Genomic DNA, 12,627 nt, shown 5'->3' on the forward strand with positions numbered 1-12,627 from the left:
GTCCTCCAACATCGCCGACCCAGTACCGTCCTCAGTAACCCGCGTCCGCCATTCGCCGACCTGACTTCAGAAAAGGGGCTCTGAAATGCGCCTAACGATTAAAGCAAAACTGGCCGGCGCCTTCGCCGCCGTCCTGGCGATCGCCATGGTTCTGGGCGTCGTCGGCGTCATAAAGATGAGCGCGGTCAACGATCAGTCGACCGTCATCACCGAAAACTGGATGCCGAGCATCGACGCCATCCACAGCCTCAATACGGCGACCTCGGACCTGCGGGCCCAGCAGTACGCCCACATCACCTCGACCGATCCGGCGCGCATGGCCGAGGTCGAAAAGGACATCGCCGCCACGCTCGACACGATCAAGAGCGAACGGGCGAAGTATGAGGCCCTCATCTCCTCGGACGACGAGCGGGCGCTCTACAATCAGTTCGCCGGCAAGTTCGAAAACTATCTGCGGGACGGCGAGCGGATGCTGACCTTCTCGCGCGTCAATCAGAACGAGGCCGCCGCCCAGGCCATGCTTGCCAGCAAGCCGCTGTATGACGACATGTCGGCGGACCTGCTGAAGCTCGTGAACCTGAACGTCGACGGCGGCAAGGCCGCCAGCGTCGAGGGCGACAAGGTCTTCTCAGAAGCCCGGACGATGTTCATCGCCCTGGTGGTCGCCGGACTGGTGATCGGCGTGGTCGCCGCCTTGTGGATTTCCCGCACCGTCACCCTGGGCCTGCGCAAGGTCTCCACAGCCATCGAGGCGGTCGCCATCGGCGACCTGAATCAGGACATCAAGGTCACGACCAATGACGAGATCAAGGATCTGGTCGATACGGTCGATCGCATGACGGCCAATCTGCGCGCCACCGCCGCCATGGCCGACGAGATCGCTCAGGGCGACCTGACGGTCCAGCCCAAGCCCCTGTCGGACAAGGACACCCTGGGCCTGTCGCTGCAGTCGATGGTCGAGCGCCTGCGCGGCGTCGTCGCCGACGCCCTGTCGGCCGCCGACAACGTCTCTTCCGGCAGCCAGGAACTGTCGGCCACGTCCGAGCAGATGAGCCAGGGCGCCACCGAACAGGCCGCCGCCGCCGAACAGGCCTCGGCCTCGATGGAGGAGATGGCCGCCAACATCAAACAGAACGCCGACAACGCCGCCCAGACCGAGAAGATCTCTCGCCAGTCGGCCAAGGACGCCGAACTGAGCGGCGAGGCCGTGACCCGCGCGGTGGACGCCATGCGCACCATCGCCGACAAGATCGGCATCGTGCAGGAGATCGCGCGTCAGACCGATCTGCTGGCCCTGAACGCCGCGGTCGAGGCCGCCCGCGCCGGGGAGCACGGCAAGGGCTTCGCGGTCGTGGCTTCGGAAGTGCGCAAACTGGCCGAACGCAGCCAGACGGCCGCCGCCGAGATCAGCGCGGTCTCGGGCGACACGGTCAAGGCCGCTCAAGAGGCCGGCGACATGCTGCAGCGCCTGGTGCCGGACATCCGCAAGACCGCCGAACTGGTCTCGGAAATCTCCGCCGCCTGCCGTGAGCAGGACGTCGGCGCCAACCAGATCAACGAGGCCATTCAGCAGCTCGACAAGGTGACGCAACAGAACGCCGGCGCCTCGGAAGAGATGTCGGCGACCTCGGAAGAGCTGGCGGCCCAGGCCGAAGAGCTTCAGGCCTCCATCGCCTTCTTCCGCACCGACTCAGCCGGCGGCCGCAGCGGACGGGCTCCGGCCCGGGCTCCCGCCCGCGCCTCGACCTTCAAGTCGCCGCCCAAGCCCGCCGCCCGTCCGGTCGCCAAGGCGGCTACCCCGGCCCAGTCTTTCGCCAAGTCTCCGGTCCACGCCCAGCAGGCCCGGGCCCAGGGCTTCGCCCTGGACCTGACCAGCGGCGGCGCCGACGCCGAGGACATGGACTTCCGGGAGAGCGCCTGATGTCCGGCCCCGTGGAAAAAGCGGGTGCGGCTGAAGGTCAATACGTCAGCTTCGGCCTGGGCGAGGAGGTCTTCGCCGCCCCGGTCGGGCTGGTGCGGGAGATCCTGACCTATCAGGCCCCGTCGCGCATCCCCAACAGCCCCGCCTATCTGATGGGTCTGACCGATGTGCGCGGCCAGGGCGTTCCCACGGCGGATCTGCGGATCCGCCTGGGGATGGCGCCGGTCGAACCGACCCTGAACACCCGGATCCTGGTCCTGGACATCCCGCTGGAGGACCGGACCCTGAGCCTGGGTCTGGTCGCCGACCGGGTGTTCGAGGTGACCAGCTTTGCCGCCGACCAGATCGAGCCTTCGCCCGACATCGGCGTCAAATGGCGCTCGGACTATATCTCCGGCGTGGTGCGGCGCGACGACGGCTTCGTCGTCCTGATCGACCTGCCCCGGCTCCTGTCCACCACTGGCGATGCGGCCGATCTCGCCGCCTTCGCCCCTCTCGAACGCGCCGCCTGAGGGCGGCGCGAACGGCCCATAAAAAGAAGAGAGAAACGCCTTGTCCCAAGCGGCGCTAGAACGGTCCGCCCCCACGCTTGATCAGATCAGCGCCCGCAACTTCGAACGGTTGGCGCGCTACATCTATGACTACAGCGGCATCAAGATGCCCTCGTCCAAGCGCACCATGCTGGAGGGACGGCTGCGTCGCCGGCTGCGCGTCACCGGCCATGAGACCTTCGACCGCTATTGCGACTATCTGTTCAAGGACGGCGGGCTGGAGACCGAGTCCGTCTTCCTGATCGACGCGGTCACGACCAACAAGACCGACTTCTTCCGCGAGCCGCGCCATTTCGACTATATGGCCAGCCACGTCCTGCCCGAGTTCAAGGCCGCCGGGCAGCGTCGCATCCGCGCCTGGAGCGCGGCCTGTTCCACGGGCGCCGAGCCCTATACGATGGCCATGGTCCTGCAGAAGTTCGCCGACGAAGAGGGCGGGCCGGACTATCAGATCCTGGGCACCGATCTGTCGACCGAGGTGCTGGAGACGGCCCTGCGCGGCGTCTATCCCGACGAAATGCTGACGCCCGTGCCGGCGGACATGAAGCGCTGGGTGATGAGGGCGCGCGACGCCAGCCGCCGCGAAAGCCGCATTCATCCGTCCCTGCGGTCCAAGCTGTCGCTGGCGCGGCTGAACCTGATGGACGACGCCTATTCGGTCGGCGATCCGTTCGACATGATCATGTGCCGCAACGTCATGATCTATTTCGATAAACAGACCCAGGCCAAGGTTCTGAACCGTCTGTGCGCCCGTCTGCGGCCCGGCGGCTATCTGTTCATCGGCCATTCGGAAAGCATCACCGGCATCGAACTGCCGCTGGTCACCGTCGCCAACACCATCTTCCGGAAGACCTGACCTCATGCCCAAGGTTCGTGTTCTGGTGATCGACGATTCCGCCAGCGTGCGCCAGACCCTGGTGGACGTGCTGTCGGCGGATCCGCAGATCGAAGTCATGGGGGTGGCGTCCGATCCCTTCGTCGCCGCCCGCCGCATCGCCGAGGACGTGCCCGACGTCATCACCCTGGATGTGGAAATGCCGCGCATGGACGGCATCACCTTCCTTCGGAAACTGATGTCTCAGCGCCCGATCCCGGTGGTCATGTGCTCCTCCCTGACCGAGGCGGGCTCCGAGACCCTGATGCAGGCGCTCGAAGCCGGCGCCGTCGACATCATCCTGAAGCCGCGGATCGGGGCGGCGGACCATCTGGCCGAGAGCGGCGACCGCATCCGCGACGTGGTCAAGGCCGCCGCCCGCGCCCGCGTCGGCGCCCGCCGCCCGACCGCCCGGACGCTGGATCCCGGCACCAAGCTGACGGCCGACGCCATGCTGCCGCCGCCCAGCGGCGCGGCCATGGCCCGCACCACCGAAATGGTCGCCTGTCTGGGCGCCTCGACCGGCGGCACCGAAGCCCTCCGCGAAGTCCTGCAGGCCCTGCCGGCCAATGCGCCGGGGATCGTCATCGTCCAGCACATGCCGGCCGGCTTCACCGCCGCCTTCTCCAAACGGCTGAACAGCCTGTGCGAGGTCGAGGTCAAGGAGGCCCAGCACGGCGATCCCGTCCTGCGCGGCCACGTCCTGATCGCGCCGGGCGACAAACACATGCTGCTGGAACGCCAGGGCGCCCGCTATCAGGTGGCGATCAAGGACGGTCCGCCCGTGTCGCGTCACCGGCCCTCGGTGGACGTCCTGTTCCGCTCGGCAGCCCGCGCCGCCGGCCGCAACGCCATGGGGGTCATCATGACCGGCATGGGCGACGACGGGGCGCGCGGCCTGCTGGAGATGAAGGAGGCCGGCGCCGTGACCGTGGCCCAGGACGAGGCCAGCTCGATCGTCTTCGGCATGCCCAAGGAGGCCATCGCCCGGGGCGCCGCCCAAAAGATCATGGCGCTGGAACATATCGCGCGCGAAATCATGGCGGTCGATCGGTCGCGCTGAACCAGGCCTGGTCTTCGGCCTGTTCGACAGTTGACGCCGCGCCGACGGAGACGTCGGCGCGGCGTTCTCATTTCAGGGCTGCGTGATCTTCAGAACAGCAGGTCGGCGAACTCGTCCGCCTCGGCCGGCGCCGCTTCGACGGCCGCCGTCTCGGCCTGAGCCTCTTCGCCTTCCGGCGCAGCGTCCTTGGGAACGGCGTATTCGGCATGGATCAGCCGTTCGCGCGCCATCGTATAGCAGAGCCCGATCTCGTTCATCGCCTCGTCCAGGGCGGCCTCGATCTGGGACAGGTCGTCCACCTCGGGCCCTGCGGCCTCGACCAGGGCGGCGGCGGCGGCGTGAAGGGCGTCGCCCATGTCGGCCTTCAGCCCCAGCTGTTCGGCGGCGACGGTCAGGGACCGCGCCGTGGCGGCGCCCTGGTCGCTGAGGCCGCTCAGGTCGTGCTCGACCACGTCGGCGGCCTGGCGCAGACGGCTGCGCACCCCGTTCAGACGACCGGCGTCCACCCGCCCGTCCTGATCGCCGCCCGCCGGCCTGTCATTGGCGACGCCCGCCAGGGCGTTCAGGGAGCTGAGCGTCAGATCGGCCTCTTCCTCCAGCTGGCCGGCGTGGCTGCTCAGCTCGATGGCGATCACGCTCAAAGGCTTGCCGATGTCGCCCAGGCGGTTGGAGCGCAGGCTGCTGTTGATGGCCATCTGCTGGATGTCGCGCTTGACGCCCTGGATGGCGCCGACCCGGCGCGACAGGGCCTCGACCGCCGAGACGGTTTCGTTGCTGATCCTGTGGGCGTTGGCCATGGCCGCAGTCACGTCGCCGACGAGAAGGCCCGCGTGTCCCAGGCTCTCTTCCAGTTCGCGCAATCCGCCCTTGCCGCCCCGGCCGCCCAGGGCGTTGACCGCCAGGATCTGGGCCGTGTCCGCCGCCATGCCGTTCAGGCTCTGGGTCACCTTGACCGCTTCCGCCTCGAAATCGGCCGCGATATCGGACATCTGGGCCGCCAGCATGTGCAGCAGCCGACGTTCGGCCCGGTCGCGCGCCTCCTCGGCCAAGTCCGACTGGGCCGCCAGGCGGCTGGCGACGCGCAGGCCCAGCTGGACGTGTTCGATGCGCTGACGGGTGATGTCGCCGATCTGAAGCGCCATCAGGGCCTTGCTGACCTTGGTCTGGATGTCGCGGGCGATGGCCGCGATCGAACGGGCGACGTCGGCGATCTGGGTATGCTGTTCCTGAATGGCGCGGGCGTCGACCGCCAGCCGGTCCGGCACGGCGGGGATCAGGGCGGCGTATTTGCCGCTCAGAGTCTGTTCGAACTCCAGGGCCTGTTGCAGGCGGGTCGACAGATCCGTCAGCTGATCGGCCAGTTCGTCCAACTGGCCGACGCCCAGGTCCAGCTGGCTGCACATGCGCTCGGCGAAGCCGGCGAACTCGTCCGACGCGCGGATGGTGGACCCGGCCGTTATCTTGACGTTCAGCGCAAAGGCCCGGAGGTAGCGCAGCGTTGTGCGCATCGACTCGATATTGGCCTGAAGCTGGGCGCCGGCGACCTTGATGTTGGCGAAATAGGCGATCCGGTCCTGCTGGGCCTCCGGCAGGGCGTTCAGTCCCTCGGCCGTGGACAACAGGTCCTGGGTCGTGTCCGACACGGATTTGGCGTCCAGGGTGACCTCAAGCCGATCCAGGGATTCGATCAGTCGTCCCACCATTTCCAACGACCCCGCCAGCCGGCCCCCGGCGTCGGAGAAACGGCTTTCGATCAGCGCACGCGCTGTTTCGAGCTGGTCGATGATGGCTGTCGGCTGGACGGGGAGACCGGCCGTGACGGCGAAATCATGATGCTGGATGTTCACTAACCGTCTCGTTCTGAGCGTCGTTCGGTGAAACATAGGCCGCAACTTACCAACTGAGGGTAAACGCCTTTGCGGCGGCGGGCGGAGTCGATCAGGGTCCGGAAAATTAAAAGGGGCCGGCTGCGTCGCAGCCGGCCCCTTGGAAACTGGTGGAGCTTAGCGGAGTCGAACCGCTGACCTCTTGCATGCCATGCAAGCGCTCTACCAACTGAGCTAAAGCCCCGGACCTTGCGGTCTGGTTCGCCCGGTTCATCTTGCGATGGCCCCCGGCGAGGCGGCGGAACCTATGTCAGAGCTTTTTTAGGATCAAGCCCGTTTCGACATTTATTTTCACATCGGTTCCAGGTGTGAAAAAGGGCAGAGATTTCAAACCGCAAGGGTCCGAAAGCCTGTCCGCCCGCCGCGTCTCCCTAAAGGGAAATACGGCGGGCGCAACAAAAAAGATCAGTCGTCGTCGTCGCGCGACGGCTTGGCGATTTCGTCGTCCAGGTCGTCGTCGTCTTCGTCCTCGATGAAGGGCACCGAGTCGTCGTCATCGTCGCCCAGGTCGTCATCGTCGCCGTCGGTCGAACCCATGCCCGGCTCGTCTGCGGCGTCGGCGGGGGAATCGTCGTCGTCGTCAGGCGTCAGGATCGGCTCGTGGCCTTCCTCGTCGATTTCCGGGGCGCGGATCTCTTCGTCCTCGTCCTCTTCGCCGTCGGCCGCCTTGTCCTTGACCTGATCTTCGGCGTCCTCGTCGTCGGTCGGATAGCCGGGACGGGCGCGGCGGCTGCGCAGCTTCAGGGCTTCTTCGGGATCGAAGTCCGTGCCGCATTTGGGGCAGTGGGCGGGGCGGCGGTTCAGGTCGTAGAACTTAGCCTGGCAGTTCGGGCAAACCTGTTTGGCGCCCAGTTCGGGATTGGCCACGTTTGGAACCTTCAACGGGTTGAATTCGGGGCGGTCCCTTGCCACCCCTCGGAGCCGCTGTCAAAAGCTGTCTTTCGCGCCGCCCGCGCGGCCCTTTCGACAAGCCAGCCTGAAGCGGGTGAAAATGCCGTCCCAACTGACCGCCAGCCGTTCGAACGCTCTCGCCGGAACGGTGCGGGCGCCGGGCGACAAGTCCATGTCCCACCGTTCGATGATCCTGGGCGGCATGGCCTCGGGCGTGACCGAGGTCGAGGGCCTTTTGGAGGGCGACGACGTCCTGGCCACCGCCCGGGCGGTCCAGGCCTTCGGCGCCAAGGTCGAACGGATCGGCGAGGGGCGCTGGCGGATCGAAGGGGCGGGGGGCTTCAAGACGCCCGCCTCGGTGATCGACTGCGGCAACGCCGGCACCGGTGTTCGCCTGCTGATGGGGGCGGCGGCGGGCTATCCGCTGACGGCGACCTTCGACGGCGACGCCTCCCTGAGAAGGCGGCCGATGAAGCGCGTCACCGGCCCGCTGGCCGACATGGGCGCCCGGTTCGACTGGCGGGCCGCCGAGGATCGGCTGCCGGTCGCCCTGACCGGCGGGACGCTGACGGCGATCGACTATGTGCAGACCGTGGCCTCGGCCCAGATCAAGTCGGCCATACTGCTGGCCGGACTGAACGCCCAGGGCGTCACCTCGGTGACCGAGCCGGAAAAGAGCCGCGACCACACCGAGCGGATGCTGCGCGCCTTCGGCGCCGAAGTCGGGGTGCAAGACCTTCACGAGTCTGGGGGCGAGGGCTGGGTCGTCACCCTGAAGGGCGGTCAGGCCCTGACCGGAACCTTCGTCGCCGTGCCGGGCGATCCGTCGTCCGCCGCCTTCCCCCTGGCCGCCGGCCTGATCGTTCCGGGTTCGGCGGTGACGGTCGAGGGGGTCATGCTGAATCCCCTCCGCACCGGCCTGTTCGCTGCCTGGCGCGACATGGGCGCCGACCTGACGATATCGAACCGGCGCGAGGCCGGCGGGGAAGCGGTCGGCGACGTCACCGCCCGGCATTCGGCGCTCAAGGGCGTGGTCGTGCCCGAAGACCGCGCCGCCTCGATGATCGACGAATATCCGATCCTGGCCGCCACGGCCGCCTTTGCGGAAGGCGTCACCGTCATGCGCGGGGTGGGCGAAATGCGGGTCAAGGAAAGCGACCGGATCTCGCTGATGGTCGAGGGCCTGCGCGCCTGCGGCGTCCAGGTGGAGGAGGAGCCGGAGGGCTTCATCGTCACGGGCGCTCCGTCGGTCCCGGGCGGCGCGACCGTGCACACCGCCCACGACCACCGCATCGCCATGAGCCATCTGGTCCTGGGCCTGGCCGCCGACCAGCCGGTGTCGGTCGACGAACCGGGCATGATCGCCACCAGCTTCCCGGGCTTTGTCGAGATGATGAACGGGCTGGGCGGGCGGATCGCTTGACGAAATGTCGCCTATAGACGACAATGTGGCGACAAGATTGACGTTCACGCCGGTGTTTGATCGATGGCTGCTGAGGCTGCGCGATCAAAGGGCCGTCGCTCGGATCACGACCCGTCTACAACGTCTTTCCCGCGGTCAGTGGGGCGATGTAAAGCCTGTCGGCGAGGGCGTCAGCGAACTGAGGATCGCCTACGGACCCGGCTATCGTCTGTATGCGATGAAGAAGAACGAGGCCTGGGTCATTCTGCTGGCGGGAGGCGACAAGTCGAGCCAGGACCGCGACATCGCCGAGGCGAAACGGCTGGCTGAGGAGTATCGAAATGACTGAGCCCCTGATCGAATTCGATCCCGCCCGTTATTTGAACACGCCTGAGGCGGTGGAAGAGTATCTGGTCTCCTCGTTCGAAGAAGCCGCCGAACTCGGCGACCCGCGCATCATCACCAACGCCCTGGGGGTCGTGGCTCGGGCCAAGGGCATGACCCAGATGGCGCGCGACGCCGAACTGTCGCGCACCGCCCTCTATCGCGCCCTCAGCGAAGAAGGACGGCCCGAGCTTTCGACCATCTTCAAGGTGATGCAGGCCCTGGGTCTTCGCCTCGCCCCGGTTCGCGTGGACTCCGCCGCCTGATGTCCCTGATCATCGCCGTCGACGGCCCGGCCGCCTCGGGCAAGGGCACCATCGCCGCGCGTCTGGCGCGGACCTATGGCCTGCCGCATCTGGACACGGGCCTGCTGTACCGCGCCGTGGGCGTCAAACTGCTGGAGGCCGGCCGGTCTCTCGATGACGAGGCGGCCGCGACCGAGGCTGCGCGGTCCCTGGACGCCGCCGCCCTGTCCGACGATCCCCGTCTGACGACCGGCGAGGCGGGCGAGGCGGCCAGCCGTGTGGCGGGCCATCCCGGCGTCCGCGCCGCCCTGTTGGACCTGCAGCAGGCCTTTGCGGCCCAGGCGGGCGGGGCGGTTCTGGACGGGCGCGACATCGGCACGGTCATCGCGCCCGACGCCCCCGCCAAACTGTTCGTCACCGCGACGCCGCAGGTGCGCGCGACGCGCCGCTGGAGACAGCTGACGGCGCGCGGCTTCGACATCGGCTTCGAAGAGATGCTGGCCGATATCCAGCGTCGGGACGCGCGCGACGCCGGCCGGGGCGCGGCCCCCATGGTCCAGGCCGAAGACGCGGTCTTGCTGGACACGACCGATATGGATATAGAGGCCGCCTTCGATGCGGCCCGCCGTATCGTCGAGACGGCGCGCGCGAAACACGGTCTCTGACCGGTTTTGCAAATCCAACGCTTCGTCCTCGGCTTCCGCGGGCGTTCTGACCGATCCGGCCTCGCATCCTGACGACCTGCCTATCCTTTTTGACGTCCACCTCGCGCGGGGCCGTTCGGTCGCGCGCCACAGCCCCTACGGAACGCTTTTCAGCTCCATGACTGACACCCTCACCCCCACCCGCGACGATTTCGCCGCCCTGCTCGACGAACAACTGTCGGGCCGCGACTTCGGCGAAGGCCAGGTCGTTCACGGCCGCGTCGTCGGCATCGAAAAAGACATCGTCATCATCGACGTCGGTCTGAAGACCGAAGGCCGCATCGCCATGCGCGAATTCGGCCAGGGCGAAGACGGCGCCCTGCCCAAGGTCGGCGACAATGTCGAAGTCTATCTGGAGCGCGTCGAAAACGCCCTGGGCGAGGCGGTCATCAGCCGCGACAAGGCCCGCCGCGAAGAAGCCTGGACCCGTCTGGAAGCCGTGTTCGCCGAAGGTCATCCGGTCAACGGCGCCATCGTCGGCCGCGTCAAGGGCGGCTTCACCGTCGACCTGGGCGGCGCCTCGGCCTTCCTGCCGGGCTCGCAGGTCGACATCCGTCCGGTCCGCGACGTCGGCCCGCTGATGGGCAAGGAACAGCCGTTCCAGATCCTGAAGATGGACCGCCCGCGCGGCAATATCGTCGTCTCGCGTCGCGCCATCCTGGAAGAGGCCCGCGCCGAACAGCGCACCGAGCTGGTCGGCCAGCTGCAAGAGGGCGAAGTCCGCGACGGCGTCGTCAAGAACATCACCGACTACGGCGCCTTCGTGGATCTGGGCGGCATCGACGGCCTGCTGCACGTCACCGACATGTCGTGGAAGCGCGTCTCGCACCCGTCGCAGGTTCTCGCCGTCGGCGACACCGTCAAGGTCCAGATCGTCAAGATCAACCCGGACACACAACGTATCTCGCTGGGCATGAAGCAGCTGCAGTCGGACCCCTGGGACGGCGTGGAAGCCAAATATCCGGTCGGCGCCAAATACACGGGCCGCATCACCAACATCACCGACTACGGCGCCTTCGTGGAGCTGGAAGCCGGGGTCGAGGGCCTGGTGCACGTCTCGGAAATGTCCTGGACCAAGAAGAACGTCCATCCGGGCAAGATCGTCTCCACCTCTCAGGAAGTGGACGTGGTCGTCCTGGACGTCGACGCCTCCAAGCGCCGCATCTCGCTGGGCCTGAAACAGGCTCAGGACAATCCGTGGGACGCCTTCGTCGCCAACCACCCGATCGGCTCGACCGTCGAGGGCGAGGTCAAGAACGCCACCGAATTCGGCCTGTTCATCGGCCTGGACAACGACATCGACGGCATGGTCCACCTGTCCGACCTCGACTGGTCGGTCTCGGGTGAAGAAGCCATCCAGCGTTACCGCAAGGGCGAGATGGTCAAGGCCAAGGTCCTGGACGTCGACGTCGAGAAGGAACGCGTCTCGCTGGGCATCAAGCAGCTGGGCGGCGATCCGATCGGCGAGGGCGATGCGTACCGTCGCGGCCAGCAGATCACCGTCACCGTGACGGCGATCGAGTCGGGCGGCATCGAGGTCAAGTTCGGTGAAGACGACGCCCCGGTCACCGCCTTCATCCGCAAGTCGGACCTGTCGCGCGACCGCAACGAGCAACGTCCGGAACGCTTCGCCGTCGGCGACCGCGCCGACGCCATGATCACCGCCGTGGACAAGGCCTCGCGCCGCATCTCGGTCTCGATCAAGGCGCTGGAAATGAAGGACGAACAGGAAGCCATCGAACAGTTCGGCTCGTCCGACTCGGGCGCTTCCCTGGGCGACATCCTGGGCGCCGCGCTGAAGAACGCCGGCTCCAAGGAGTAAGGCGCTCGCCGCAAGGCGTCAGGCGCTTCGCTCAAGCAGCGGAGCGCCGCGCGCTTCGCGATAGCGGACCTCGCTCAAGCAGCGGAGCGCCGCGCGCTTCGCGATAGCGGACCTCGCTCAAGCAGCGGAGCGCCGCGCGCTTCGCGATAGCGGACCTCGCTCAAGCAGCGGAGCGCCGCGCGCTTCGCGATAGCGGACCTCGCTCAAGCAGCGGAGCGCCGCGCGCTTCGCGATAGCGGACCTCGCTCAAGCAGCGGAGCGCCGCGCGCTTCGCGATAGCGGACCTCGCTCAAGCAGCGGAGCGCCGCGCGCTTCGCGATAGCGGACCTCGCTCAAGCAGCGGAGCGCCGCGCGCTTCGCGATAGCGACCAAAAAAGACCAAGGCGGCGGGAGCGATCCCGCCGCCTTTTTCCTGTGCGGCGGCGGCCAATGACCGGAACCGGACATAATTCATGCAAATCCGAGGGCTCGCGGCCCGATAGGGGCTTTTTAGAGGGGCGGGCGGCGGTTAGGGTGCCGTACAGTGGATCATCGGCGGGCGCGGCCTGCCGATCATGAGCTGGCAGGGGCCCTGATGATCAAATCCGAGCTGATCGAGAAGCTTGCGGCGGAAAACACCCACCTGACCCATGCGGAGGTGGAGCGGCTGGTCAACGTCATCCTGGGCGAAATGACCGGCGCCCTGGCCGACGGCGGCCGGGTCGAACTGCGCGGCTTCGGGGCCTTTTCCGTCCGTTCGCGACCGGCCCGCGTCGGTCGCAATCCCCGCACCGGCGAGACCGTGGACGTTCCCGCCAAGGCCGTGCCCTTCTTCAAGAGCGGCAAGGAACTGCGCGAACGTCTGAACGCTTCTGGGGACGCCTAAGCCTAAAGACCGAAAGACC

Annotated in this window: 12 protein-coding genes and 1 tRNA gene; 10 read left to right on the forward strand and 3 right to left on the reverse strand. The window is 67.3% G+C overall.

Features of this window, described 5'->3' with window-relative positions; translation table 11 throughout:
• The first annotated feature begins 85 nt into the window (after positions 1 to 85).
• The 4 genes from ACZ5M6_RS04590 to ACZ5M6_RS04605 are packed head-to-tail and all read left to right on the forward strand — an operon-like array spanning position 86 to position 4,409.
• Positions 86 to 1,921 carry a methyl-accepting chemotaxis protein gene (locus ACZ5M6_RS04590; RefSeq protein ID WP_464159785.1) on the forward strand — a complete coding sequence of 612 codons (1,836 nt, stop codon included), beginning with the start codon at positions 86 to 88 and terminating at the stop codon, positions 1,919 to 1,921.
• Positions 1,921 to 2,433: a chemotaxis protein CheW gene (locus ACZ5M6_RS04595; RefSeq protein ID WP_464159786.1), complete on the forward strand. Its 513-nt coding sequence runs from the start codon at positions 1,921 to 1,923 to the stop codon at positions 2,431 to 2,433. Before ACZ5M6_RS04590 ends, ACZ5M6_RS04595 begins: the two co-directional genes overlap by 1 nt.
• A 40-nt stretch (positions 2,434 to 2,473) precedes the next feature.
• Complete coding sequence (locus tag ACZ5M6_RS04600) at positions 2,474 to 3,328, forward strand: CheR family methyltransferase (RefSeq protein WP_054764673.1); 855 nt, start codon at positions 2,474 to 2,476, stop codon at positions 3,326 to 3,328.
• Positions 3,329 to 3,332: 4 nt separating this feature from the next.
• On the forward strand, positions 3,333 to 4,409 hold the full coding sequence (locus ACZ5M6_RS04605; RefSeq protein ID WP_054764674.1) for a protein-glutamate methylesterase/protein-glutamine glutaminase: 1,077 nt from the start codon (positions 3,333 to 3,335) through the stop codon (positions 4,407 to 4,409).
• 89 nt (positions 4,410 to 4,498) lie between these two features.
• Here the strand turns inward: ACZ5M6_RS04605 and ACZ5M6_RS04610 are convergent, their stop codons facing one another.
• The 3 genes from ACZ5M6_RS04610 to ACZ5M6_RS04620 form a co-directional block, all read right to left on the reverse strand.
• Positions 4,499 to 6,256 carry a hypothetical protein gene (locus ACZ5M6_RS04610; RefSeq protein ID WP_464159787.1) on the reverse strand — a complete coding sequence of 586 codons (1,758 nt, stop codon included), beginning with the start codon at positions 6,254 to 6,256 and terminating at the stop codon, positions 4,499 to 4,501.
• A 147-nt stretch (positions 6,257 to 6,403) separates the two neighbouring features.
• Positions 6,404 to 6,479, reverse strand: a tRNA-Ala gene (locus tag ACZ5M6_RS04615).
• Between the two features lie 221 nt (positions 6,480 to 6,700).
• A complete protein-coding gene (locus ACZ5M6_RS04620) occupies positions 6,701 to 7,162 on the reverse strand; it encodes a TIGR02300 family protein (RefSeq protein WP_054766821.1) in 462 nt (153 codons plus the stop codon).
• Positions 7,163 to 7,286: 124 nt separating this feature from the next.
• On the opposite strand from ACZ5M6_RS04620, the gene aroA reads away from it, so the two are divergent.
• From aroA to ACZ5M6_RS04650, 6 genes are all read left to right on the forward strand, one after another.
• A complete protein-coding gene (gene aroA / locus ACZ5M6_RS04625; protein WP_464159788.1) occupies positions 7,287 to 8,609 on the forward strand; it encodes a 3-phosphoshikimate 1-carboxyvinyltransferase in 1,323 nt (440 codons plus the stop codon).
• Between the two features lie 37 nt (positions 8,610 to 8,646).
• Positions 8,647 to 8,937 (forward strand): type II toxin-antitoxin system RelE/ParE family toxin, encoded by a 291-nt coding sequence (locus tag ACZ5M6_RS04630; RefSeq protein ID WP_227976039.1) that lies wholly within the window; start codon positions 8,647 to 8,649, stop codon positions 8,935 to 8,937.
• On the forward strand, positions 8,930 to 9,238 hold the full coding sequence (locus tag ACZ5M6_RS04635; RefSeq protein WP_152949458.1) for an addiction module antidote protein: 309 nt from the start codon (positions 8,930 to 8,932) through the stop codon (positions 9,236 to 9,238). Before ACZ5M6_RS04630 ends, ACZ5M6_RS04635 begins: the two co-directional genes overlap by 8 nt.
• The gene (cmk, locus tag ACZ5M6_RS04640; protein ID WP_464159789.1) at positions 9,238 to 9,882 is read left to right on the forward strand and encodes a (d)CMP kinase; all 645 of its coding nucleotides are present in this window, start codon (positions 9,238 to 9,240) and stop codon (positions 9,880 to 9,882) included. The genes ACZ5M6_RS04635 and cmk overlap by 1 nt, the downstream gene beginning before the upstream one ends.
• Before the next feature lie 157 nt (positions 9,883 to 10,039).
• The gene (gene rpsA, locus ACZ5M6_RS04645) at positions 10,040 to 11,743 is read left to right on the forward strand and encodes a 30S ribosomal protein S1 (protein WP_054764680.1); all 1,704 of its coding nucleotides are present in this window, start codon (positions 10,040 to 10,042) and stop codon (positions 11,741 to 11,743) included.
• Positions 11,744 to 12,317: 574 nt separating this feature from the next.
• The gene (locus ACZ5M6_RS04650; protein ID WP_054766822.1) at positions 12,318 to 12,608 is read left to right on the forward strand and encodes an integration host factor subunit beta; all 291 of its coding nucleotides are present in this window, start codon (positions 12,318 to 12,320) and stop codon (positions 12,606 to 12,608) included.
• Positions 12,609 to 12,627 lie beyond the last annotated feature (19 nt).

This window comes from Brevundimonas sp. Br13 (assembly GCF_055391505.1).

Bases quoted from the DNA above. Each gene is read 5' to 3' on its own strand.
- ACZ5M6_RS04590 (WP_464159785.1), top strand. From the start codon at position 86: ATGCGCCTAACGATTAAAGCAAAACTGGCCGGCGCCTTCGCCGCCGTC.
- ACZ5M6_RS04595 (WP_464159786.1), top strand. From the start codon at position 1,921: ATGTCCGGCCCCGTGGAAAAAGCGGGTGCGGCTGAAGGTCAATACGTC.
- ACZ5M6_RS04605 (WP_054764674.1), top strand. From the start codon at position 3,333: ATGCCCAAGGTTCGTGTTCTGGTGATCGACGATTCCGCCAGCGTGCGC.
- aroA (WP_464159788.1), top strand. From the start codon at position 7,287: ATGCCGTCCCAACTGACCGCCAGCCGTTCGAACGCTCTCGCCGGAACG.
- ACZ5M6_RS04635 (WP_152949458.1), top strand. From the start codon at position 8,930: ATGACTGAGCCCCTGATCGAATTCGATCCCGCCCGTTATTTGAACACG.
- cmk (WP_464159789.1), top strand. From the start codon at position 9,238: ATGTCCCTGATCATCGCCGTCGACGGCCCGGCCGCCTCGGGCAAGGGC.
- rpsA (WP_054764680.1), top strand. From the start codon at position 10,040: ATGACTGACACCCTCACCCCCACCCGCGACGATTTCGCCGCCCTGCTC.
- ACZ5M6_RS04650 (WP_054766822.1), top strand. From the start codon at position 12,318: ATGATCAAATCCGAGCTGATCGAGAAGCTTGCGGCGGAAAACACCCAC.